Here is a 21,838-nt window from a genome sequence, read left to right as displayed (position 1 = left end):
CGTCAGCCTCCTGTCACATTGACGTCCTGACCGGTGATTGCCGACGCCGCATCGGAGGCCAGCCACATCGAGACCTCGGCGATTTCGTCCGGCTGCACCAGCCGGCGCAACTTGTTTTGTGATGCAAGCCGCTGCCGCAACTCACCGGGATCCAGAGCGTCCTCTCGGGCACGACGCGCGACGTAGCGGTCCAACAGCTCGCCGGCAACGCTTCCGACCACAAGGGTGTTCACCCGAATCCCGAAAGCGCCCACCTCGAGAGCAAGGGTCTGAGCGAGCGCCGTCAGGCCCAGCTTGGCCGCGGCGTAGTGAGCCTTACGCGGCTGGACGTTGCGGGCCGCCGCTGACGAGACGAATTGGACGTTGCCACGCCGTGCGGGAATCATCGCCGCCCGCAATGCTTCTCGTGCCAATACCATCGGCGCGACCAGGTTCGTGGCAAGGACGTCCTGCCAGTTCGCCACGGTGGCCTCGGAGACGGACTGGTCGACGCCAGGCACGGCCGCATTGTTGACGAGGACGTCGAGTCGCCCCCAGCGGGCGAGCACGGCGGCGACGAGGTCACCACATTGCGCCTCGTCCCGGATGTCGGCGACATGTATGGAGGCGACGCCGCCCTCCTCGGCGATGACATCGGCCGTCCGCTCGAGTTCGTCGCGCCGGCGCGCAACCAGGGCAACCGTCGCGCCGCATTGGGCGTAACGCCGAGCCAGGATGCGCCCGATACCGCCGCTCGCGCCGGTGATGACAGCGACCTGATCGGTGAAGTCAGCGGTCATCGCCCTACCCGTCCAGCAGCATCTTCGCCATCGGGGTGCCGGCCGGAAACGCTTCCGTGATCCCTGCGCTGAGGTAGCCCGAATCGGTCACCAGCGTAATGCCGTTGACAACGCTGGCCGCCTCGCTGCACAGAAACAGCAGCGGATAAGCCTGCTCCATCGGAGTCGCGGCGGCCACACCGACCTTGGCACGGTAGTCGGCGCCGAAATCGAGCCACAGTTCGGCGTTCGCCTGAGCGAGCGGGGTATCGGTGGGCCCGGGACAGATCGCGTTGATGCGAATACCGTCGGCGATCATGTCCATCGCCTCGCGTGCGACGTAGGCGCACACGGCCTGCTTGGTGAACATGTAGTGCGCGCAACCGTTGTCGATCGCCCACGCGGCCGCCGTGTCGAAGTCCATGATGTCGAGAAACTCGTTGAGCTGCGCCATATTCGACCGCCATGCCAGTCCGGCGGCTGACGAGATGAAGCCGATCGCGGAGCCCCGCGGCAGGAAGTCCTCGGCCCGCAGCCGCTCGATCAGATAACGGTGCCCGATAAAGTTGATGCGTTCGATGCCGGGGCCGTCCGCTACCCCAGCGCAGGCGAACAGGGCGTTCACTGGCCCACCACATTCGGTGAGCGCCGCGTCGATGCTGCACTTGTCGGCCAAATTCACGTGAACCGCCGTGACGCCGGGCAGGTCGCAATCGGCGTAATCCATCACGACGACGTCGGCGCCGACGTCGAGCGCCAGCCGGGCAGTGGCGTTGCCCATCCCGGTGGCGCCGCCGACGACGAGTACGCGCTTACCTCGGTAGGAGAATGCATCAAACAGGCTCATAAAGGAGCTCCACCTTATCTGGCGATCGGATCTACAGCAGTACAGTAGATGTTCTATTGTCTAGTTGTGACTGTATCCGTCGTGCGTGCGCTCGTCGTAACCCTCGCCACCTATGCGCTGCGGTCTCGATCGGCTGCTACGCGCGCGTCAGTGTGATCGGAAGGCGGGTCGGTCCGCGCAACGATGTGTTGGTCGACCAGATGGCGTCTCCGGCCGGCGCGATGGCTGATGCCTGGCTGACCAGCTCGCGAAGTACGGCTTGGGCCTCCATGCGCGCCAACGGCGCGCCGACACACATGTGTGCGCCGTACCCGAAGGCGATGTGATTGCGTGGGTTTCGGTCTGCGCGATACTCATCGGGTTCGTCGAACACCAACGGATCGCGATTGGCCGCCGCGAAGTTGAGCATGATCCGTGAGCCCACCGGTATGGTCACCTCGCCAACCTTGTAGTCGGCGCGCGTGTAGCGATAGAGGTTTTGGATCGGTGTGGATATTCGCAGCTGCTCCTCGACCGCCATCGGAATCAGTTGGGGATTCGCCCGGATCAGCTCGAACTGCACCGGATTGTGCGCCAAGGTGTCGAACATCCCACCGAGGAGATTCGTCGTCGTCTCGTTGCCTGCGATGAGTAACAGCATGGCGATATAGAACAACTGGTCGTCGGTCAGTGATCCGTCATCGGTATGCGCGAGCAGTCTTCCCAGCACAGTGTCGGAGCTCTTCAATCCACCACTTGCGAACTGTCGCAAGAAGTAGCGCCGCAGAGCCGCCAGTGACGCGACGGCTTTCGCGGAGCGAACAACCCCGTGTCGGGTCGCCTCGAAATCCACGATGTGCATGCCCGCCTCAGACCAGGCACGGAACTGTCCGACGTCGGCATCCGGGATGCCGAGGATGTGGGCGATCATCCGCATCGGCATGGGTATGGTCAGCCGCTCCACGACATCGCACCCGGGGTTGGCAAGGACGTCGGACACCAGCTCGGCAGCGAGTTTGTCCGTCATCTCCTGCCAACTCGCCATCGCGCCCTTGCTGAAGCCGGGCTGGACTTGCTTGCGCAGTCGGGTGTGCTCCGCACCGTCTGACAACACAAGGACAGGAGCGGAAATCCTCATCCGAGTCACGCCCTGCGTGCTGGTGACCGCGTCGGTGTCCCGCAGCGCGGCTCGTACATCCTCGTGCCTGCACAAGATCCACGTCGCACGCTTGGGGTTGTAGTGCACCCGCCCTGCGCTGTGCAGTGCACGAAACGCTTCGAATGGCTGCGCGGCCGTCGCCCGATCCAGCGGGTCGTAGTCGGTGTTAACCGCCCCCTTCCAGGCCCGATGACCCCGGCGCCACACACGTGCGTTGGCTGCGAGGTTCAACCCGACCGCAGATACGAGGGGCGTGAAGAGCGCACCTCGATCGGTCAGTGGCTTACTGATCTTCACGAGGTGACTTCCTCACGGTCGTGTCTCATCACGGTCTCCCCGAACTCCTCGATCGCCTCTACCGCATGGGCCAGTCCGTCACCGGGCACACTCAACTGGATTGCCGTGACCCCAAGCTCCGCAAGCCTTTCCACCTCGGCGAGGTAGGCGTCCGCGTTGAAGGTCGGCGTGCCAGGCGTGCCAGGCAGTCCATTGAAGGTGATTTCGACGCCCGAGAAGTCCCGCCCAGCGGCATCACAGCGGCGGCGAAGATCCTCGATGCCGGCGACCAATCCCGCGTCGGCGTCCATGGTGGCCGTCTTAGTAACTTTCGCCAGCATGGCCGGTGCAGCGAACGGGCACCACCCGTCGCCGTGTGCCACCACCCGGCGTCGAGCGGCTGAGGTATTGCCGCCGATCCAGATCGGCGGGCACACCTGCGGCCGCGGATGGGCGGTGATACCGAACAGCTCCAAATGGCGACCAGTGAAGGTCACGTCGTCCCCTGACCAGATGAGTCGAATCACCTGTAGTGCCTCGTCGACTATTGCGGCTCGCTCGTCGTAATCGACTCCCAGCGCAGCGAATTCACCCTTCAGGTAGCCGACCCCGACGGCCAGCGTGAAACGCCCTGCGGAGAGCACGTCGAGCGTCGCGCCGGCCTTGGCAACCAATAGCGGGTTGCGATAAGGGAGCACGATCAGGTTGGGAATGAACCGCAAGGTCGAGGTGACAGCTGCAGCGTAGGCCATCGCGACGAACGGCTCGAGCGCATCGTGACCGCCCGAGTCGAGCCACCGCTGAGTTGGCGCTGGATGGTCAGTGAAGCCGAATCCATAGAAGCCGGCTCGTTCCGCCGCCCGCGCGACCTGCGCCACGCCGTCGCCCGCTACCAGCTCCGGGCGATAGGGATGGGTGTGCATCGGATGGGTCAGTACGAACTTCACCGTGTCACCTCGGTCATCGCCACCGGCTTGGCGAGAGCGTTCTCCCAGCGGTCCTCACAACGCGATGGGTACGCTCGCCGGACCCCTGACCGAGTTGGTGTGGACATATTCGACGGCGGCTTCATCGACGGTCCACGTCGGGAATCGCTTGAGTGTCTCCTCGAGAGCTACCCTGGCTTCGAGTCGGGCCAGAGCGGCACCCAGGCAAAAGTGCGAGCCGTGCCCGAAACTGATGTGCCGGATGCCCGTTCGGGTGACGTCGAAGGTGTCCGGGTTCTCGTATTGACGTTCGTCGCGACCCGCTGAGCCGGTCAGCAACGCCACCTTCGATCCGGCGGGGATCACCGTGTCGTGATAGGTGGTGTCGCGCAACGTGAATCGTCCCTGTATGGGCGACGGTGCGTCGTAGCGGAGTAGTTCTTCTACCGCACCACCGATCAGTCCCGGATCGGCTACAAGCTTGGCGCGTTGGTCAGCGTTTCGCGCCAGCGTCAGGGCCGCCCATCCCAGGAGTCGCGCGACCGTCTCGTTGCCTGCGACGTTGACCATCGCGATAAAGACGAGCAGCTCGCCGTCATCGAGGCGGCGTGGGTCGACGTTGGGCAGGACGAGATCGGAATCCATCAGGTCGCTGACAATGTCGGCCGTACGATGTTGACGTCGTAGCTCGATCTGCTGGCGGTAGTAATCGAACAACTTGGCCGAAGCCTCGTCCCCCGCGGCGTTGCGCTCGGGGTTACCCTCGTCGCGATGGACCTGGGCATCGGACCACTCGCGCAGGTTGTCGTGGTCTTTCTCAGGAAATCCCAGCAGTGAGCTGATCACCATGACCGGGAGCTTGGCGGAGAAGTCGCGGACGTAGTCGAATCCTGGGGTCCCCACATGCTGATCTAGGTAGCCCCGACACAGCTGACGAATGTGATCCTCGAGTTTGGCGATCCGGCTACGAAAGAACGTGCGGTTGACCATCTTCCGCATGTACGTGTGGTCGGGCGGGTCCATCATGATCATCGCCTTGGGGGATCCCCAGGGATCTTCGGTGATCATGTCGAGAGTGATTCCGTGTTCGGACGAGAAGGAATCGGTGTCCAGTGACGCCGCCATCACGTCGTCGAACCTGCTCAGGGCATAGAAGTCGTACTCGGCGTTGTAGTACACCGGCGCTTCGTTACGCATGCGCTTCCACGCTGAATAGGGCTCGGCGTGCAAGGTGCGGTCGAAAGGATCCCAGCGCAGGTCCGTCGTGGTCATCGACACCATCCTTCCTTGCAGAACACTATTACAAATATTGTTCAATTGCACTACAGTTACGAGCTACCGAAATTCGTCCTGCCTGTGGACGCGGCCGAGCGGTGCTGCGCGACGGTAGCAACCGCCAGTTCCAACGGGTGGAACGACGCCAATTGGGCGGCTTCCACAGACGCGATGAGGCGCTTGGTCAGTTCGACCGCGCCGGCGTCTGCCTCCGAGAGTTCGCGGACGGTCGTGACGGCGTCGTCGATCGCGGCACCGGGCTCGGCGAGATCGGTGACAAGGCCCATCCGATGGGCCTCGGCGGCTGGTAGCCGATTGCCACGCAATAGCAGCGACGACGCTCGGTGTCGACCCAGTTGCTGGGTCAAGCGCCATGCCAGCCCGCCGTCGGGCACCACTGCGCGTGCCACGAACGGTGCGGAGAAAAAGGCATCGCGCGCGGCGATCACTAGATCGCACGCCAGCGCGAGACTCCACCCGAGACCGACCGCCGCCCCCTCGACTGCGGCGATTGTCGGGACCGCGCTGTCGCGCAACTGCGCCATGACCCGCTGCGCATGCTCGACCCGTCCCGCCGGCCCCATCGGTCCGTCGCCGTGGGCCGGGCCGGATTTCAGATCACCCCCCGCACAGAAGAATCCCGCCGTACCTGCGACCACGATGCCCTGCGCGGCCGAGAGACCCGACAGCGCGGCCGAGAGCTCGGTCCAGGATTCATAACGCAGCGAGTTCCGCTGGGCGGGGCGGTTCAGCAGGATCAGCGCGACACCGTCGCGGTCTTCGACCACGACCAGCGGCTCCTCCGACGTGCCCATTAGCGGTGGAGGAACTTGTCGATCGCCGCGCGGTGCTCCGGCGTCGTAAAGCACTCCGTCTCCGCAGAGATCCCGAATTCGAGGATGGCGGTCACCGCCCGTTCGGCGTGCAGATTCAGGGTGCGCTTGGTGTCCTGTACGGCGCGCGCGGGCAGGGCGGCCAGTCGATGCGCGAGCGCGAGTCCTTCGGACTTGATGTCGGCGTGCGGCACCACCCGGTTCGCCAGGCCGAACTCGACGGCCTTGTCAGCCGTGATCCGCTCGCCGAGCATCAGATACTCCTTGGCCTTCATCAGACTCATCATCAGTGGCCACAACACCGATCCGCCGTCTCCGGCGACCAGGCCGCTCGCCACATGCGTGTCAGCGAAAAACGATCGATCCGACATCAGTACGAGGTCGCACAGCACGGCGATGCTGCAACCGAACCCGACGGCCGGGCCGTTGACCGCCGCCACGATCGGCAACGGGAAGTCGATCATGTCCCGCACGATGCGGCGTGCATCGCGCATGCCCTCGCGGCGGGTGACCGGATTCTCGACGTGAGTGTGTAACCACTCGACGAGATCGCCTCCCGCAGAGAAGAAGTCACCGGTACCGGTGAGCAGAACCGCGCGAGCGTCGGCATCCTCCCCGAGAGTCGCCCACAGCCGGGCGAACGCGCCGTGCATCCGGTTGTTGACCGCGTTCGCGTTGTCGGGGTTGTTCAGCGTGACGATTCGGACCGCGCCGTCGCTGGCCACCAGTATCTCGTTGCACCCGGTTACATCGGCGGTGCCCTGCGGAAGCTCGATCATCGCATCGCACCCGCCAGACGATCCGCGATGATCCGCTCGGCCTCGGCCACCATGCGTGTCACGACCTCGCCGGCCGCGGGAATATCGTCGATCAACCCCATGGCGGTGCCGATCCACCAGACGCCGGCATCCAAGTCACCGGTCTCATAGACCTTGACCCCACGCTTGCCCGCGACCAGATGCGCGATGTCCTCGAATTGCCCACCACTGTTAAGGATTTCGACCACCTCGCGCGAAATGGTGTTGCTCGCCACCCGCCCGGTGTTGCGCAAGGTGCGGAAGATCAGTTCGGTACCCAACTCGTCACCGGCGACAATCGCCTCTTTCACCCTCTGGTGGATTGGCGACTCGACCGTGCACATAAACCGCGATCCCATGTTGACGCCGTCGGCCCCTAGCGCCAGCGCCGCGACCAATCCGCGCCCGTCGGCGAAGCCTCCGGAGGCGATCATCGGGATCTCAATCACCTTGGCGGCGGGAATCAGCACCAAGCCGGGAATGTCGTCCTCACCGGGGTGTCCCGCGCACTCGAAACCGTCGATGCTGATGGCATCGACGCCGAGATCCTGGGCTTTCGCGGCGTGACGCACTGATGTGCACTTGTGTAGGACCTTGATGCCGTTGTCGTGGAAAGTTGGCAAATGTGGAGCCGGATTGGATCCTGCGGTCTCGACGATCTTGATTCCGGCGTCGACGATGACCTGTCGATACTCCTCGTAGGGCGGCGGGTTGATGGTGGGCAGGATCGTCAGGTTGACGCCGAAGGGTTTGTCGGTCAGGTCCCGGGCGCGGGCGATCTCGTTGGCCAGATCAGCCGGTGTGGGTTGCGTCAACGCGGTGATCAGACCGAGTCCGCCTGCCTCGGATACCGCTGCGGCCAGTTCGGCCCGCCCCACCCACTGCATACCGCCCTGCACGACGGGCGCTTCCACCCCGAAGGTCTCGGTGAATTTGGTGGTGATCAATCGGATTCAGCCCTTTCGGATGTCTTGGTCGTCTGTTGCCCAGGCGGGTCGGCGGGTCGCGACGAATGCCTCGCGGTCGGAGGTCGTCGGCCAGTCCGGTGGCCGCTTGTGCAGGAAAGCGGTGAAGGCCTCGATCTGTTCGGCCGTGCCCATCGACGCCCAGTAGCCGGAGACGTCGACCGGCGGTAGTGCGCGGAACATCTCCCGCTTCATCGAGGCGCGGGCGGCCGGCCCGGTATTGCGCACCCGGTCGAGCAACGCGGCGGTCTCCACCCTGAGCGAGTCGTGCGGCACCACTTTGCCGACCAGCCCGAGTCGCTCGGCCTCAGCAGCCTCGATCCAGTCGTTGCCATAAATGAGGTGATTCGCCCGTAAAGTGCCGATGCGTTGCGGGATCCGCGCGGCGATGAATGCCTCGTAGACACCGCGCGTCAGATCCGGTACGCGTAGCCGGGCGCGATCGGAGGCGATGACCAGGTCGGCGTAGAGCGTCATGACAAGCCCGCCGCCGAGTGCCAGTCCATTGACCGCGCACACCACGATCTTCGGGATCTTGCCCAGCGTCTCGAACGGGGTCGCGTCGTACGCCTCGGTGAATGCATCCCACCGCCGATCGGGGTTTCCGATCGCGTTCATGTCTCCGCCGGCACAGAACACGTCGCCGGTGCCGGTGATCACCAGGAAGTTCAGCGTTGGTTCGTCGGCCACGATCATCGCGGCACGTTTGATCCCGTGATAGCCGTCCGCCGTCAACGCGTTTCGCTTCTCAGGCCGATTGATCGTGACCGTCAGCGTGTCACCGTGGATCGTCGCGGACAGTTCGTCCGCCGCGAGGTCGACGTGGGCGGGCAGCGCGGTCATGAAATGACGGCGATGAGTGCGCCGACCTCGTAGGTCCCGCCCTCTTCGACTTTCCAAGACAATGTGCCCGAGGCGGGAGACTCGATGTCCATCTCGACCTTGTCGGTGGCGATCGAATACAGCGGTTCGCCCTCGCTGACGATTGCACCGTCCTCGACGAAGAACTCAGTGACCTCGGCTTCGGTGATCGCGTCACCGGGTTTGGGTAGCCGGACGTCTGTCACTTGATCCTCCGGATCGCATCAATCAGGGCGGTAGCGCCCGGGCGGCATGCGGCTTCCAACGTGGCCGCTCGGGGAACCGGGGTGTAAGTCCCGGCGACGCGTTGAATCGGTGCGCTGAGCACACCGAAGAGTTCCGTTCCAACGGCGGACGCGATCTCGGCGCCCGGTCCGCAAAACCCGACCGACTCGTGCGCTACCACCAACCGCGTGGTCGTTCGCACTGATTCCAGTACGGTCGCCAAATCCAGCGGCACCAGTGTTCGCAGATCGACCACCTCGACCGAGACCCCTTCGGTCGCAAGCTGTTCGGCTGCCTCGAGCGCGGCGTGCACCATCACTCCATAGGTGACCACGGTGACATCAGAGCCCGCGCGCTTGACGTCGGCCTGCCCGAGCGGAATTACGTAGTCCGCCACCGGGACCGGGCCCTTACCGCCGCCGTAGTACAACTTCATGGACTCGACGAACAGGCACGGATCGCTGTCCTGCAGGCAGGCGTTGAGTAGGCCTGCTGCGTCGGCTGCGGTGCTCGGCCACACCACTTTCAGGCCCGGGGTATGCATCGCCCACGCTTCGAAAGCCTGCGAATGTTGTGGTCCGGCAGCCATTCCCACCATCGTGCGGATGACCATGGGTGCGCTCTGACGACCACCGGACATGTACCGCACCTTGGCGGCGTGGTTGGCGATCTGGTCCATCGCGACTCCGAGGAAGTCCATGAACATGAGCTCGGCGACCGGACGCAGGCCAGCGAGCGAGGCGCCGACCGCAGCGCCGATGATCGACGACTCCGCGATGGGAGTGTCGAGCACCCTGTCCTCCCCGTACTTCGACGACAGCCCCGCCGTGACCTTGAACATCCCACCGCCGGACGGATCGCCGATGTCTTCGCCGAGCAGCACGATCGACTCGTCGGCCTGCATCGCGCGGTCCAGCGTTCGGTGAATCGCCCCAACCAGCCCGAGTTCTTCGGTCTCCCCACTCGGGACCGCGACGTGCACCTGGCCGGCGGGTGCGTGCGCGGATCCATTGCGCGCGAATACATCTCGGCTCAGCTCGTCGATGTCGGGCGAGGCCGCGTCACGCGCGGAGGCGAAGGCCTCGTCTACAGCCGCCGCCAGCTCCGCGTCGATCGAATCGAGATCTGACTCGGCGGCCACGCCATCGGCGATCAGCCGGTTGCGATACCTCTCGAACGGCGGGTCGGCCCGCTTCGCCTTGAGCTCGTCCTGATCGGCATACGCCATCGCGTCGCCGAAGTAGTGCCCCTGCAGGCGATACGCCACCGCCTCGACGAACGTCGGCCCCTCGCCGGAGCGGGCCCGTTGCACCGCCTCGCTGACCGTGTCGAACACCGCGAGTGGATCGGTCCCGTCGACGGTCACGCCGGGCATTCCGTAGCCTGCCGCACGATCCGAGAGCCGCGCGGTACGGGTGTAGCGCTCAAAGGACGTGCTCTCGGCCCAGGCGTTGTTCTGGCAGAAGAAAATAACCGGCAGCTTCCACAGGGCGGCCATGTTCATTGCCTCGTGTACGTAGCCGATGCTGGTAGCGCCATCGCCGAAGCTGACCAGCACCACTTGTCCCGTCCGTTTGTGACTGGCGGCCAGCGCGATGCCGTTCGCGATCAGCGGGCCCGCCCCGACGATGCCCGTGGTCCAGGCAACGCCGTGCTCGGGGTCGTAGATGCCCATGGCGCCGGCCTTCCCTTTGGAAAGTCCGGTCGAGCGGCCGAGAATCTCGCCGAAATAGCCGGGGAGGTCGATGCCCTTCGCCACGACATCACCCAGGCCCCGATAGGTGGTGACGAGTTGATCTGCGCCGGAGAGGGCCAGCATGGCGCCGGCGGACATCGCCTCCTGTCCTTGCACAGGCCAGTAGCTCATCGCGGCTTCGCCGGAGGACAGCGCCTTGCGCACCCGCGCGTCGGCCTTCGACACCAGGGCCATCGCGCGGTACAGCTTCTGCGCAAGCTCGACGTCACGCGAGACGGTGGCTCCCTGAGTGACAGCCATGGCAACTCCTCATCAGTCTTCGGCAACTGCGGGTGCGAGTATACAACATGACGAAATCTGTTCTATCGTTTATCGAGTCTGGGCTCTGGCCCGCGCTGTTTGCCGAAACCGACTGCGGCGCTTAGCTTTATGGCGTTGCACGATTATTCGGTCTGGTAACCCAGTTGCGCCCCGACCTGCATGCGGTCGAAGTAGCAGCGCTCGAGTATCAGACCTGCGCCTTCGAACCCGAACACGTTCACGCTGAGCATGTCGATCGACGTATCCGGGGCGGTCGTCCGCGTCTCGACAACAACTCCGTCGTCACCGTGGTAGATCGCGGCCGCGGAGTACTGCACGGGCGGCAGGGTCTCCCACTGCGCAAGGATCATCGCCCGCACCGCCGCCTCGCCGTCGAACACCTTTCCCGTCGGCACGATCTCGTAGCGAGGATGGGCGAAGGTCGCCATGACGGCGGCGATGTCGCGGTCGTTCTCCGCCTGAACGTGGCGCAGTACCAGTCGCTCCCGGGTATCGCGAAGGTCGTCGGCGCTCGTCACAGCGCCGGCCTAGGCCGGCGCCGCCGCGAGCTCAGCTGCCGCAGGGATGACTTCTTCGGCAAAAAGCTTCATGGACTCACGCACCTTGCCGCGGTCCATCGCCCCGCCGCGCGACATGCGCAGCATGATGTTCCGCCAACCCATGTCGATGACTGTTTTCATCTTGCCCACGATCCGATCCGGGTCGCCCATCAGCGTCAGATGCGAATTCAGCACCTGCTCATACGACTGCTTGTCGTGCTTGTCGAACCAGTCCGAGTACGCCTTGTAATCGGCGGGAATTTCGCCGCCGCGCTCGAACGGGCTCGAATACTTACGGTGAGTCTGGATGGACAGTTCGACGCTGTCGCGGGGGTAGCTCCGCGCGAAATCGTCGTCCTGGTGACAGAACGCGTTGAGCAGCGCCCACACATTCCCCGTCGCGGCGTCGAGTCCCTTCTTCGATTGCGTTTCGAGGTAGATGTCGAGCGCCCCCTGCAGGTCCGGATCGACCTGATAGGGATTGCCGATTATGGCGCCAAATCCCTTGTCGGCCAGCCATTCGAAGCTCGATGGAGTCTTCATGACCGTGCCCCACACTGGGATCGGGCGCTGGACGGGTCGCGGATACACGGTGACGTCCTCGATCTGGAAGTACTTGCCCGCATAGCTGACGTTCTCTTGAGTCAGCAGTAGGTTCACGATCTCGACGCACTCTTGGTAGCGACCGGTGGCCTCGTCCATCGGGACGCCGAAGCCCTTGAATTCGTGCGCTTGATATCCGCGACCAAATCCCGCATCGAACCGTCCGCCGGAAAGTACGTCGACCATGGCGATACGTTCGGCCAACTGGATCGGGTTGTGAAAAGGCGCCACCATGCAGGCGGTTCCGATGCGAATGCGTTCGGTGCGCGCCGCGATCGCGGTGGCGACCAGCGGCAGGTCGGCGAGCATTCCGTAGGGCGAGAAGTGGTGCTCGGCTAGCCAGATCTCGTCGTAGCCCAGCTCCTCGGCCCACTGTGCCTCTTCGAGGACGTTGGCGAGTACTTCCTGTTCGCTGAGGTGATTCGGTTTGTCGCCGAGGATGAAGACGCCGAACTTCACTGTGAGCCTCCCGAAAAGTAGTTGCAGTTCGTGCAACTATATTGCACGATTGAACAGATTGCGTCAATCCGTTCACTCGAATCCCGACTCCAGGAGGAATACGTGACACTGACCGAGGCCATCGGATTCGCCCTGGAGCCCACTACGTTCAGCTGGTCGGAGACCGACACGATCCTGTACGCGCTGGGGGTCGGGGCACGCCCACCGACCGAGGCGCATCTGCTCGACGAGACGCGCGGCGGCCCAGGCGTGCTGCCGACGTTCGCGTTGCTGGCCAACTGGTGGGCCGTCAAAGATCTGCGCAACGCCCTCCAGCTCGGCTCATCACCCATCGTTCACGGCGGTCAAGCGCTGGACGTGCACCGACCTATCGAACCTCGCGGCAAAGCGGCGGTGTCGGCCGTGGTGACCGCGGTGTGGGACAAAGGCAAACACGCGGCGATCGAAGTGACCGCCACCGGGTGCGACGAAGACGGACCCCTGTTCGCCGCGGTAGGACAGACGATGGTCCTTGGGGCGGGCGGGTTCGGCGGCGAACGTGGCCCGGCTGCCGCCGAGGATCCACAGGGCCCGCCCTCTGCGGCCTTCCAGGACACGGTACGACCCGAACAATCCGCCATCTACCGCCTGTCCGGGGATCGCAACCCTCTTCACATCGATCCAGAGGCTGCCCGCAAAGCGGGCTTCGACGACGTGTTTCTACATGGTCTGTGCACGTTTGGATTCGCGGCGCGGGCCCTGATCAACTCACTCGGCAACGGGGACCCGCTCTCGCTGCGCTCGATCAGTTGCAGATTCGCCAAGCCGGTCATGCTGGATGCGCCGCTGGTCACCGAGATGTGGCAGCGCGACTCCGAAGTCGGTTTTCGGACCACACAGAACGGAACCGTCGCGCTGGCCGCCGGCGCGGCGACCATCGAAGGACGGTGACCGATCGATGGACCAACGACGCGCACGCGGCGAACGCAACCGCGACGCACTGATCGCGGCAGCCGTCGCCCTGTTCAGCGCACGAGGTTACGAGGGAACCACCGTCGAGCAGATCGCCGCGGAGGCAGGCGTGGCACCGCGGACATTATTCCACCACTTCGCGTCGAAGGACGACATCCTCTTCGATGGTTACACCGGACGACTCGACGAGGCGACGCGGCGGTTTCGCGCATCGGAGTCCCGCTCGCTGTGGGGTGCGCTCGCCGAGGCATCGAATGCCGTGGCCGAAGCCATCAGCCAACAACCTGACATGTTCCTCGTCCGGGCACAGATGTATGCGGGCCACCCGGCGCTGCGAGCAACAATGCTGAGACTCAACGACGAATGGATCGATCAGCTCACCGGCGAAGTGGCGCGCTGGCTCGGCGCCGACGCCAACACCGACCTGCGACCCCGACTGGCCGCGACGGTGATCAATGGAGCCAATCGCGCGGCGATCGACACCTGGGTCGCCGGAGGGGGCGCTGACGAGCTCACCGAGATCATGCAGAACGCCGTCGATCTCGTGCGCCCGGCGATCGCTCGAATCGAACGCACCGCCGCCCGTACACGAGCACGCCAGATCGGCTAACGAACACGCATTGCGTCATGTAACAATGAGACATTAGCCGTTCTATAGTTCAGGACCACGCGTTCACGCCCACCTGCAACCGACGGAGCCCGCGACAGCACGATGAACGTCACCTTGACCCCGGAGCAGCGCCTGCTGTCGGAGACCGCCGCGCAAATCGCTGACAAGGTCGCCACCGTCAATCCCAACGAAGCAGAACTCGATCTGGCGTTGAGCGCAGACGTCATCGACGAGCAATGGACACGCGTCGTCGAACTCGGGCTTCCATCGCTACGCGTACCTGATGCGCTGGGGCCAGACGGAAGTGGCGTCGAAACCGCGCTTTGCATCGAACAATTCGCGCGCACACTCGCGGCCGTACCGGTGGTCGGTCAAGCAGCTATCGTGCCCGAATTGCTGGCTGCGGCGAACGCGCTGGATCTGGTGGATGCAGTCGCCGAGGGGTCGCTGCGCCTGGCACCGGTCTTCGCCGCCGACCTCCAGGACTTCGCGGGGATTGAGTCCGGCGCGGTCTGCTTCGACGCGTCCGGCGCAACGGAGGCACTCGCGGTCGAGCGCGACGGCGACATTCATCGATTGGTTTCCCTACCGCTCACCGGTCAACCCCTGCAGGCGCTTGACCTGACCACCTCACTGGTGGAGCTCAGCGTCGGTGACGGCGTCCAGGTCGGCGAGTCGATAGACCGCGAGCGTTGGGACCGCGCACACGCCCTCGCGCTGACCGCGATCGCCGCGGATCTGCTCGGCATCATGCAGGGCGCGCTCGACGACGCGGTCGCTTATGTCGGCGGACGCGTCCAGTTCGGCGTCGCTGTCGGAAGTTTCCAAGCCGTGCAGCATCTGCTTGCCGACGCGCTGGTCCGAGTGGAAGGCAGCAGATCCTGCGTGTGGCATGCAGCCTGGGCCGTCGACCAGCTGCCCCCCAGCCAAGCGTTGCTCGCCGCCCGGTCGGCCAAGGCGTACGCGGCCGCGGCCGGACGTGACGTGGTTGAGGCCTCGGTTCAGGCCTTCGGCGGGATCGCGATCACCTGGGGCCACGTCTCGCACGTCAGGTTGCGGCGGACACTGCTTGATCGCCGGCTGCTCGGCGACGAGATCACACAGTACGAGGAGATCGCACGCCTTCGACTCGAGGATCCGGAGGTGACTTAGCGGCTATGGACTTCAACGACACCCCGCAGGAAGCGCGGTTCCGCGCCGAGCTACGCGACTGGTTGGCCGCAACCGCTTCCCAACACCCGGTACCCGAGGACCCGGCCGCGCGAGCCGACGCCGCCAACGCCTGGCACCAGACGCTGCATGCGGCGGGCTATATCGGGCTTTCGTTCCCGAAAGAGTATGGCGGCCATGGCCTTTCCCCGGTCTACGAGGCCATCCTCAACGACGAGCTGGGACGTGCCAGTGCGCCGCCGATCGAGGGCGTCGGTCACATGGCCAACGCCCTTCGTCTCTTCGGAACCGATGCGCAACGCGCCGACCTGCTGCCCGGGTTGCTTTCGGGAGCAGTGCGTTGGTGCCAGGGCTTCAGCGAGCCGGATGCCGGCTCGGACCTTGCCGGTCTGCGTACGAAGGCGGAGTACCTCGACGGCGGCGGCGAACCCTATTTCCGGGTCACCGGGCGCAAGATCTGGACCAGTTTCGCCGCGGTCGCCGACTGGTGTTTCCTGCTGTGCCGCACCGATCCAGAACAACCCAAGCACAAGGGCATTTCGGTGCTTTTGGTGCCCATGAACCGCCCGGGCATCGAGGTCAGGAACATCGTCAACGCGGCCCGCAACCGCGAATTCGCCGAGGTGACGTTCGACGACGTCGAGGTGCCGGCCGAAAACCTGCTCGGCGAACGCGGCCAAGGCTGGAGCATCGCCAACCAGCTCCTGGCCTACGAGCGCGGGCCAAGCGACATCAACTGGATTAGTCGGCTGGCATCACACCTCGCCACGCTCGAGGATGACGTCCGGGCTGGCCGGGTGCCGAACACCGCGCACACGCGGACCCGGCTCGGCGAGGCATACACCGAGCTTCGGGCGCTTCAGGTGAAGGTGCAGCGTTCGCTGTCGGATCGGCTCGCCGGGACATTGCCGGGCGCCGAGGGATCCGTCGATAAGTTGCTGATGGCGCGCGCCGACCAGGTCGTAGGGCACGCACTGATGGACCTTCGAGGCGCCGGTCCACTCGTTCGTGAAGGACTCGAATGGGATATTTACGTCTGGTCGCGCGCGGCCACGATCTATGGCGGTACCGCCCAGGTACAACGAAATATCGTGGCGCAGCGCGTGCTCGGGCTGCCCCGTGGCTGACAGCGGAGGTCGGTGATCGAGTGCCCTTGCCACAACTGGTGTCCTTGGGATTGGACGGTCCAACTGCCGATCTGCGCATACAGGTGCGGTCTTGGCTCGCCGAGAATCTGCCTGACGAGTTCCGTCACACCGCAGCCAATGCCGACTACCTGCCCCGCGACATGCATGAACGTGCGGTCGAGTTCTGCCGAGCGCTGCACGCCAAGGGCTGGTTCATCCCGCATTGGCCGGTCATTCACGGCGGCGGCGGCCTGGGTGTCGTCGAACAGGTGGTGATCCGGGAGGAGCTCGCCTACGCCGGGGCGCCGCTGGTGAACCAGAACGGGGTCAACATGCTGGCTCCCGTACTCTTCCAATACGGAACCCCGGAGCAGAAGGCCGAGCATCTCCCACTTATCGCACGCTCGGAACGCATGTGGGCACAAGGGTATTCGGAACCCGAAGCCGGCTCAGACCTCGCGTCGCTGAAGATGACCGCGCGCCGCGACGGCGACGAATACGTGCTCGACGGGCAAAAAACGTGGACCAGCAACGGGATGATGGCGGATTGGATTTTCGTGCTGGCGCGTACGCGCCCGCTGGGAGCCAAACGGCAGGAGGGGATTTCGTTTTTTCTCGTCGACCTGTCCAGCCCCGGCATGACTGTGCGGCCGATCCGGTCGATGGCGGGATATCCCACCTTCGCCGAGGAATTCTTCGACGAGGTCCGGGTTCCGGCAGCCAACATGGTGGGCGACGAGGGTGAGGGCTGGCGCGTCGCTAAGGCGCTGCTCGACTTCGAGCGTTCCAACATCACGCGAGCCGCGCAGGCGCAGCGCTACCTCGACGAGCTTGTCGATTGGTGTCACGAGCAACGTGGTGGCACCGCCGATCCACTGTCATCACCTGTCAATCGAAATGCGTTGGCGCGCATCATCGGAAAGGTCGAGGCAGGGCGGGCGCTGTCGTACCGGGTGGCGGTCAACCAGGCCGCGGGCACGCTTGACTCTTCGCTGGCATCATTGTCCAAGCTCTACCATTCCGAACTCACGGTCGAACTGCGCGATCTCGGAGCCCGGCTGCTCGGGCCTCGCGGACAGCTGTTGCCCGACGATCCGCAGGCAGTACTTCACGGCCACTTTTCGGAGGGCCTGCTGCTGTCCTTGCTACACCGGATCGGTGGGGGAACCAGTGAGATCCAACGCGATCTCATCTCGACGACCGGATTGGGCATGCCTCGCTGAGGACCGCCCCTGGTTTAGTCGAAGTATTCCCCGCCGTTGGCGTCGAGCACGTGACCGCTGACCGCACGCGACAGCTCCGAGAGCAGGAACACGGCGACGTCTGCGTACTCTGCCCCCGTCGGTATCCGCCCCAGCGCCAGCGCGGACGCATATTCGGCACGCACGTCGGCGGGCGCGACTCCCCGCTCACGCGCCCGCATGTCGAAATACGCAGCGAGTCGCGCACCGTCGATCTTGCCGGGCGCCAACGTGTTCACGCGGATACCATCCCGGCCCAGTTCGAGGGCCAGCGACCGCGCAAGCCCGAGCATCGCGTGTTTGGCCACGCTGTAGGCGCCGAACTCGCGTTTCGGATGCCTGATCACCGCTGAATTCACCATCACGATCGAGCCGCGGCCACGTGACCTCATGGCGGGCACCACGGCGCGACTCAGTCGTAAGGCGGTGTAGAAGTTCGTTTCCAGGCTGTGCTCGACATCGACCTCCGGGGCGTCGACGAGCGGGACAAAGGGCGGTATCACCGCCGCGTTGTTCACCAGGCCGTCGATCGCGCCGAACCGCTCCACGGTTTCGGCTGCGACGCGCGCGGGCTCAGCTGGGTCGGCGGGATCGATTGTCACGCAGTGGGTTCGCGACGGCTCGCCAATCTCGTGCGCCACCTCCTCGAGAGTGCGGCGGGTCCGGGCGACCAGCACGACACGTGCCCCGTGGCGGGCACAGGCGAGCACGAGATCACGGCCGAGCCCCGGCCCGACCCCCGAGACGATCACGACGTGACCGTCGAGCAGGCCGTTCATGAGTAGATCAAGGTGTGCACGGCGTCGCGGACGCCTTCGCCGCGCTGGTTACGCCACTGGTGCCGAAAGTCCACCAAGAGCAGTTCGCCGGATCGCCCGGACTTCGATTGCCAACTCTCAATGCGCGAGCGCGCCTCGATGCAGTCACCTGGCCGCATCGGCGCACCGAACCGCATACGGCAACCGCCATTAACCCTGCGCCCCGCGTGGCGACTCGATCTCGCCGGCTCGGTCTCGGTCGGCGGTGGCCACGCGAAGGGGTTGAATTCGACGGGGGCCACGATGCCGCCCCACCGCGTCGCCCGGGCGTAGTCCTCGTCCCAAAACATGCGCGGCGGGGTGGTGTCCCAGTAGACGGCGATCGCCCAGCGCCTGATGTCGGATTGTGAGATGGGTGGACTGGGCGTCCCCCACGGAGTCCAGATGCCAAGCCGGGAGCGCATGCCCGGGGTGAGCAATGGACTGTTTGCTGGCTCGACCTCGCTCACGTGCGCATCCGCCCGCCCTCGACGAAGAGCGTCTGTCCGGTGACGTAGCTCGAGTCGTCGCTGACCAGAAACACTGCGGCACGGCCGATGTCGAGTTCGGGGTCACCGGGTGCGCGCCGCAGCGGTAGTGCTGCCGCCTGCTTCTCGACGCGTCCGGGATGCTGTTCGGCGAAGGCTTCCCACCGGGGCGAGCGAGAGAACGGACACAGGGTGTTGACGTAGATCCCGTGCGGCCCCCACTCGCGCGCCGCGACGCGGGTCAAGGATCGGACGGCTTCCTTGGCGCTCACGTAGCTTGCCGCGCCGATCTCGCCGTCCAGCGCGGAGCCGGAGCCGATGTTGAGGATCTTGCCGCCACCGCGCGCTCGCATCGGTTCGAGGCAGACTTGCATCCCGTACAGCGTTCCGAGCACTGCACTGCGCCACGAGCGGTCCATCTGTTGCTCGGTAGTCTCCTCGAGCGGGATGCCGAGTTCGAAGGCGTGGGCGTTGTTGACGAGGATGTCAACCGAGCCAAGCTGAGTGAGCACGTCGACGACGGCTGCGCCGAATTGTGGGCGGTCCCCAACATCCGCCGACACTGCGATAGCCCGCACCCCACGGGCCTGACACTCGCCGGCGGTTGCGGCCGCGGCATCGGCGTTGAGGTCGAGGACCGCGATATCGGCGCCCTCTGCTGCGATCGCCAGCGCGATTCCTCGCCCGACCCCCTGAGCCGCGCCGGTAACGAGCGCGACGCGCCCCCGTAGTCGACCTGCGGCGTTGACCGGATGGGACCGTTCGTGGCTCATCTCGTGCTGCCTGTGTGCACGGCGTCGAGCCAATCGTCCACACTGACCAGCCGCCCCGACGAGGCCAATGTGATGAAGAGCGACCGACCGTCTGGACTCAGGCCCGCGTTGGTTGTCATGGGGTCGTCCGCGGTGATCGCGCCGAGTAACGCGCCGTCGGGAGCGAACACCGTGACCCCGCCGGCGCCGATGGTTGCAACGATCACACGACCGGCGGCGTCGACGCAAAGCCCGTCTGCCCCACCGAAGTTCATCGGCCCTCCGGTGGGCACCGTGGCGAACGTGCGCCCACGCCCTAGCCTGCCCGGCCCGAGCACCTCGAACTCCCAGACTCTTCGGGTGCGCGTTTCCGCGACATAGACCGTGCCTCCGTCGGGTGAGAGCGCCACACCATTGGGTAGCTCGAGGGGGTAGACAAGTTCACGCAGCTGGCCGTCGGGCGTTCCGTAGAGCAGGCCGGTCATGCCTCGCATCCGACCGCGCATCGCGATCCCCTCGGTCAGGTAGAAGCCGCCGGCGTCGTCCACGCAGACGTCGCTCGGCCGGGCCAGTGGCAACTCTTCTCCAGTGATGGAGACGAAAGACGTTGCCAACGTTGAGATCGTCGCGCCGTCGGCAGAGATGAGTTGGAGCTGCGGTGTCACCGGATGCTCGGGCGGCCCGCAAGGCAGTAGTAGCGGTATTGCTCCCGGTATGTCGAGCGGCCAGGGCCGCAGACCGAAACTCTGGCCGCCGTTCTGACACACGAGCAGCCTGCCGTCGGGAAGCCACGCAATACCATTGGGGCCTCCGCCGGTTTCGCAGAAGGTCTCGACGCGCCCATCTGGCTGAACTCGGCTGATGCGTCCCACGGCGATCTCCGACACCAGGACCGACCCATCCGGTGACACAATCGGGCTCTCGGGGAAGCCCAACCCCTTTGCTATACAACGCATCTCGATCACCATGAGTCAGCGCCCGCGGAATTGCGGCGGACGGCGCTCCACGAATGCGGCGACTCCCTCGGCGACGTCGTCGGTGGCCGCGATCTGCTCGACAAGCAGTGCTTCGGTGGCGAATGCCGCGGCGCGGTCCCCGTCGAGTGCTCGGTTGAGCATCGCCTTGGCGGCTGCATGCGCCCTTGTCGGTCCCTCAGCGAGTCGTTGCGCCCATGCGGTGGTTTCCGACTCGAGTTCCTCGTCGTCCACGACCTTGTTGACGACGCCAAGGCGATGCGCGTCGGACACCGAGAGATCGTCGCCGAAGAACACCAATTCCTTGGCGACGTTCAACGGGAATTTGCGCGCAAGCAGGTACGAGGCGCCGCCGTCGGGGATCAGCCCGCGCCTGACGAAGAGCGTGATCAAGCGCGCACTGCGTGCGGCGATGATGAGGTCGCACGCCAACGCCATGCTGGACCCCACACCCGCGGCAACCCCATTCAACGCGCAGATGACGGGTTTCTCGCAGTCCAGCAGTGCCGCCACCACCGCCTGCGAACCGTTGCGCAGAATGCGGCTCGCGTCGCCGGCGACGCGGTCGCCACTGGGCGCGAGTTCGGGGTCACTGAGGTCGGGGCCCGTACAGAAGTGCCGAGATCCGCTGGCGGTGAGCACAACTGCGCGCACCGCGTGGTCCGCGCTGATAGAGCCGAGTTGTTCGACGAGCTCACGCTGCATCGCGCGGTTGACCGCATTGCCGATCTCTGGCCGGTCGAGGACGAGCCATCGGACCGCCCCGTCGTTGCGTACGGTGAGCCCCGAGGTCACGGCGCCGAGTCCGCCCCGTCGAAGAGTGTGAAGGCTGGTAAGTGCCGGCCGTCGGCCAGCGGTTCCCACACGACGCGGACACTGTCGCCGATCTTCGGCGCAGTGCCGAAGACGTTGGACATGATCCGCGCGCCCTCCTCAAGGTCGACCAGAACAACCGAATACGGTGTGCGATCGGCTAATTCGGGAGCCGGGGAACGGTGATGCACGCTGACCGCGTATACGACGCCTCGGCCGCTGAGGTCTTCCCAGCGCAGCTCGCCACTGCCGCAGTGCGGGCAGGCGTACCTGGGGTACCAGACCAGGCGTCCGCATGTGGCGCAGCGCTGCATGGTCAGCTTCTTGCGCTCCGTCGCTTCCCAGAAGGGCGCCGACGCCAGGCTCGGCGCGGGTACAGATCGGATCTCGGTCACG

Annotated in this window: 24 protein-coding genes; 5 read left to right on the top strand and 19 right to left on the bottom strand. The window is 65.2% G+C overall.

Annotation, left to right across the window (positions count from 1 at the left end; translation table 11 throughout):
- Positions 1–2: 2 nt before the first annotated feature.
- The 13 genes from A5658_RS16825 to A5658_RS16765 form a co-directional block, all read right to left on the bottom strand.
- Positions 3–779, bottom strand: coding sequence for an SDR family NAD(P)-dependent oxidoreductase (locus tag A5658_RS16825; protein WP_067337462.1), 777 nt, complete (start codon positions 777–779; stop codon positions 3–5).
- A gap of 4 nt (positions 780–783) precedes the next feature.
- Positions 784–1,605: an SDR family oxidoreductase gene (locus A5658_RS16820; RefSeq protein WP_067337459.1), complete on the bottom strand. Its 822-nt coding sequence runs from the start codon at positions 1,603–1,605 to the stop codon at positions 784–786.
- A gap of 136 nt (positions 1,606–1,741) precedes the next feature.
- Positions 1,742–3,040 carry a cytochrome P450 gene (locus A5658_RS16815; RefSeq protein ID WP_231997345.1) on the bottom strand — a complete coding sequence of 433 codons (1,299 nt, stop codon included), beginning with the start codon at positions 3,038–3,040 and terminating at the stop codon, positions 1,742–1,744.
- A complete protein-coding gene (locus tag A5658_RS16810; RefSeq protein WP_067337457.1) occupies positions 3,037–3,966 on the bottom strand; it encodes an LLM class F420-dependent oxidoreductase in 930 nt (309 codons plus the stop codon). The genes A5658_RS16815 and A5658_RS16810 overlap by 4 nt, the downstream gene beginning before the upstream one ends.
- Before the next feature lie 54 nt (positions 3,967–4,020).
- The gene (locus tag A5658_RS16805; RefSeq protein WP_067338391.1) at positions 4,021–5,217 is read right to left on the bottom strand and encodes a cytochrome P450; all 1,197 of its coding nucleotides are present in this window, start codon (positions 5,215–5,217) and stop codon (positions 4,021–4,023) included.
- 56 nt (positions 5,218–5,273) lie between these two features.
- Positions 5,274–6,035 carry an enoyl-CoA hydratase/isomerase family protein gene (locus tag A5658_RS16800; protein WP_067337452.1) on the bottom strand — a complete coding sequence of 254 codons (762 nt, stop codon included), beginning with the start codon at positions 6,033–6,035 and terminating at the stop codon, positions 5,274–5,276.
- Entirely contained in the window at positions 6,035–6,832 is a 798-nt protein-coding gene (locus A5658_RS16795; RefSeq protein ID WP_067337450.1) for an enoyl-CoA hydratase/isomerase family protein, read from the bottom strand. Before A5658_RS16795 ends, A5658_RS16800 begins: the two co-directional genes overlap by 1 nt.
- The gene (locus A5658_RS16790; RefSeq protein WP_067337447.1) at positions 6,829–7,797 is read right to left on the bottom strand and encodes a nitronate monooxygenase family protein; all 969 of its coding nucleotides are present in this window, start codon (positions 7,795–7,797) and stop codon (positions 6,829–6,831) included. The genes A5658_RS16795 and A5658_RS16790 overlap by 4 nt, the downstream gene beginning before the upstream one ends.
- 6 nt (positions 7,798–7,803) lie before the next feature.
- The gene (locus tag A5658_RS16785) at positions 7,804–8,658 is read right to left on the bottom strand and encodes an enoyl-CoA hydratase/isomerase family protein (RefSeq protein ID WP_067337444.1); all 855 of its coding nucleotides are present in this window, start codon (positions 8,656–8,658) and stop codon (positions 7,804–7,806) included.
- Entirely contained in the window at positions 8,655–8,882 is a 228-nt protein-coding gene (locus A5658_RS16780) for a biotin/lipoyl-containing protein (RefSeq protein ID WP_067337441.1), read from the bottom strand. The genes A5658_RS16785 and A5658_RS16780 overlap by 4 nt, the downstream gene beginning before the upstream one ends.
- A complete protein-coding gene (locus A5658_RS16775) occupies positions 8,879–10,897 on the bottom strand; it encodes a pyruvate dehydrogenase complex E1 component subunit beta (protein WP_067337438.1) in 2,019 nt (672 codons plus the stop codon). The genes A5658_RS16780 and A5658_RS16775 overlap by 4 nt, the downstream gene beginning before the upstream one ends.
- A 143-nt stretch (positions 10,898–11,040) precedes the next feature.
- Positions 11,041–11,436, bottom strand: a complete 396-nt coding sequence (locus tag A5658_RS16770) for a nuclear transport factor 2 family protein (protein WP_067337435.1) — start codon at positions 11,434–11,436, stop codon at positions 11,041–11,043.
- 9 nt (positions 11,437–11,445) lie between these two features.
- Positions 11,446–12,519 (bottom strand): LLM class flavin-dependent oxidoreductase, encoded by a 1,074-nt coding sequence (locus A5658_RS16765; protein ID WP_067338388.1) that lies wholly within the window; start codon positions 12,517–12,519, stop codon positions 11,446–11,448.
- Between the two features lie 102 nt (positions 12,520–12,621).
- Between A5658_RS16765 and A5658_RS16760 the strand changes: the two genes are divergently transcribed.
- The 5 genes from A5658_RS16760 to A5658_RS16740 all read left to right on the top strand — a co-directional run bounded on the left by A5658_RS16760 (position 12,622) and on the right by A5658_RS16740 (position 17,600).
- Positions 12,622–13,449: a MaoC/PaaZ C-terminal domain-containing protein gene (locus A5658_RS16760; protein ID WP_067337432.1), complete on the top strand. Its 828-nt coding sequence runs from the start codon at positions 12,622–12,624 to the stop codon at positions 13,447–13,449.
- A gap of 7 nt (positions 13,450–13,456) precedes the next feature.
- Complete coding sequence (locus tag A5658_RS16755) at positions 13,457–14,080, top strand: TetR/AcrR family transcriptional regulator (RefSeq protein WP_067337428.1); 624 nt, start codon at positions 13,457–13,459, stop codon at positions 14,078–14,080.
- 102 nt (positions 14,081–14,182) lie between these two features.
- Positions 14,183–15,232: an acyl-CoA dehydrogenase gene (locus A5658_RS16750; RefSeq protein WP_067337425.1), complete on the top strand. Its 1,050-nt coding sequence runs from the start codon at positions 14,183–14,185 to the stop codon at positions 15,230–15,232.
- 5 nt (positions 15,233–15,237) lie between these two features.
- Positions 15,238–16,377: an acyl-CoA dehydrogenase family protein gene (locus tag A5658_RS16745; RefSeq protein WP_067337422.1), complete on the top strand. Its 1,140-nt coding sequence runs from the start codon at positions 15,238–15,240 to the stop codon at positions 16,375–16,377.
- Between the two features lie 20 nt (positions 16,378–16,397).
- The gene (locus A5658_RS16740) at positions 16,398–17,600 is read left to right on the top strand and encodes an acyl-CoA dehydrogenase family protein (RefSeq protein ID WP_067337419.1); all 1,203 of its coding nucleotides are present in this window, start codon (positions 16,398–16,400) and stop codon (positions 17,598–17,600) included.
- Between the two features lie 14 nt (positions 17,601–17,614).
- Here the strand turns inward: A5658_RS16740 and A5658_RS16735 are convergent, their stop codons facing one another.
- The 6 genes from A5658_RS16735 to A5658_RS16710 are packed head-to-tail and all read right to left on the bottom strand — an operon-like array spanning position 17,615 to position 21,837.
- A complete protein-coding gene (locus A5658_RS16735; RefSeq protein WP_067337416.1) occupies positions 17,615–18,397 on the bottom strand; it encodes an SDR family oxidoreductase in 783 nt (260 codons plus the stop codon).
- Positions 18,394–18,885 carry a MaoC family dehydratase N-terminal domain-containing protein gene (locus tag A5658_RS16730; RefSeq protein WP_231997344.1) on the bottom strand — a complete coding sequence of 164 codons (492 nt, stop codon included), beginning with the start codon at positions 18,883–18,885 and terminating at the stop codon, positions 18,394–18,396. The genes A5658_RS16735 and A5658_RS16730 overlap by 4 nt, the downstream gene beginning before the upstream one ends.
- Positions 18,882–19,676, bottom strand: a complete 795-nt coding sequence (locus A5658_RS16725; protein ID WP_067337413.1) for an SDR family NAD(P)-dependent oxidoreductase — start codon at positions 19,674–19,676, stop codon at positions 18,882–18,884. Before A5658_RS16725 ends, A5658_RS16730 begins: the two co-directional genes overlap by 4 nt.
- On the bottom strand, positions 19,673–20,611 hold the full coding sequence (locus tag A5658_RS16720; RefSeq protein WP_067338381.1) for an SMP-30/gluconolactonase/LRE family protein: 939 nt from the start codon (positions 20,609–20,611) through the stop codon (positions 19,673–19,675). Before A5658_RS16720 ends, A5658_RS16725 begins: the two co-directional genes overlap by 4 nt.
- 15 nt (positions 20,612–20,626) lie before the next feature.
- A complete protein-coding gene (locus A5658_RS16715; RefSeq protein WP_067337410.1) occupies positions 20,627–21,424 on the bottom strand; it encodes an enoyl-CoA hydratase/isomerase family protein in 798 nt (265 codons plus the stop codon).
- Positions 21,421–21,837: a Zn-ribbon domain-containing OB-fold protein gene (locus A5658_RS16710; protein WP_067337407.1), complete on the bottom strand. Its 417-nt coding sequence runs from the start codon at positions 21,835–21,837 to the stop codon at positions 21,421–21,423. Before A5658_RS16710 ends, A5658_RS16715 begins: the two co-directional genes overlap by 4 nt.
- Between the last annotated feature and the right edge of the window lies 1 nt (position 21,838).

The organism is Mycobacterium sp. 1245111.1 (assembly GCF_001673405.1).
Lineage (GTDB): Bacteria > Actinomycetota > Actinomycetes > Mycobacteriales > Mycobacteriaceae > Mycobacterium.
The sequence above is the reverse complement of the archived record's forward strand: the minus strand, read 5'-3'. Positions and strand labels throughout refer to the sequence as shown.

Bases quoted from the DNA above. Each gene is read 5' to 3' on its own strand.
- A5658_RS16825 (WP_067337462.1), bottom strand. From the start codon at position 779: ATGACCGCTGACTTCACCGATCAGGTCGCTGTCATCACCGGCGCGAGC.
- A5658_RS16820 (WP_067337459.1), bottom strand. From the start codon at position 1,605: ATGAGCCTGTTTGATGCATTCTCCTACCGAGGTAAGCGCGTACTCGTC.
- A5658_RS16805 (WP_067338391.1), bottom strand. From the start codon at position 5,217: ATGACCACGACGGACCTGCGCTGGGATCCTTTCGACCGCACCTTGCAC.
- A5658_RS16800 (WP_067337452.1), bottom strand. From the start codon at position 6,035: ATGGGCACGTCGGAGGAGCCGCTGGTCGTGGTCGAAGACCGCGACGGT.
- A5658_RS16795 (WP_067337450.1), bottom strand. From the start codon at position 6,832: ATGATCGAGCTTCCGCAGGGCACCGCCGATGTAACCGGGTGCAACGAG.
- A5658_RS16785 (WP_067337444.1), bottom strand. From the start codon at position 8,658: ATGACCGCGCTGCCCGCCCACGTCGACCTCGCGGCGGACGAACTGTCC.
- A5658_RS16775 (WP_067337438.1), bottom strand. From the start codon at position 10,897: ATGGCTGTCACTCAGGGAGCCACCGTCTCGCGTGACGTCGAGCTTGCG.
- A5658_RS16755 (WP_067337428.1), top strand. From the start codon at position 13,457: ATGGACCAACGACGCGCACGCGGCGAACGCAACCGCGACGCACTGATC.
- A5658_RS16750 (WP_067337425.1), top strand. From the start codon at position 14,183: ATGAACGTCACCTTGACCCCGGAGCAGCGCCTGCTGTCGGAGACCGCC.
- A5658_RS16745 (WP_067337422.1), top strand. From the start codon at position 15,238: ATGGACTTCAACGACACCCCGCAGGAAGCGCGGTTCCGCGCCGAGCTA.
- A5658_RS16735 (WP_067337416.1), bottom strand. From the start codon at position 18,397: ATGAACGGCCTGCTCGACGGTCACGTCGTGATCGTCTCGGGGGTCGGG.
- A5658_RS16725 (WP_067337413.1), bottom strand. From the start codon at position 19,676: ATGAGCCACGAACGGTCCCATCCGGTCAACGCCGCAGGTCGACTACGG.
- A5658_RS16720 (WP_067338381.1), bottom strand. From the start codon at position 20,611: ATGCGTTGTATAGCAAAGGGGTTGGGCTTCCCCGAGAGCCCGATTGTG.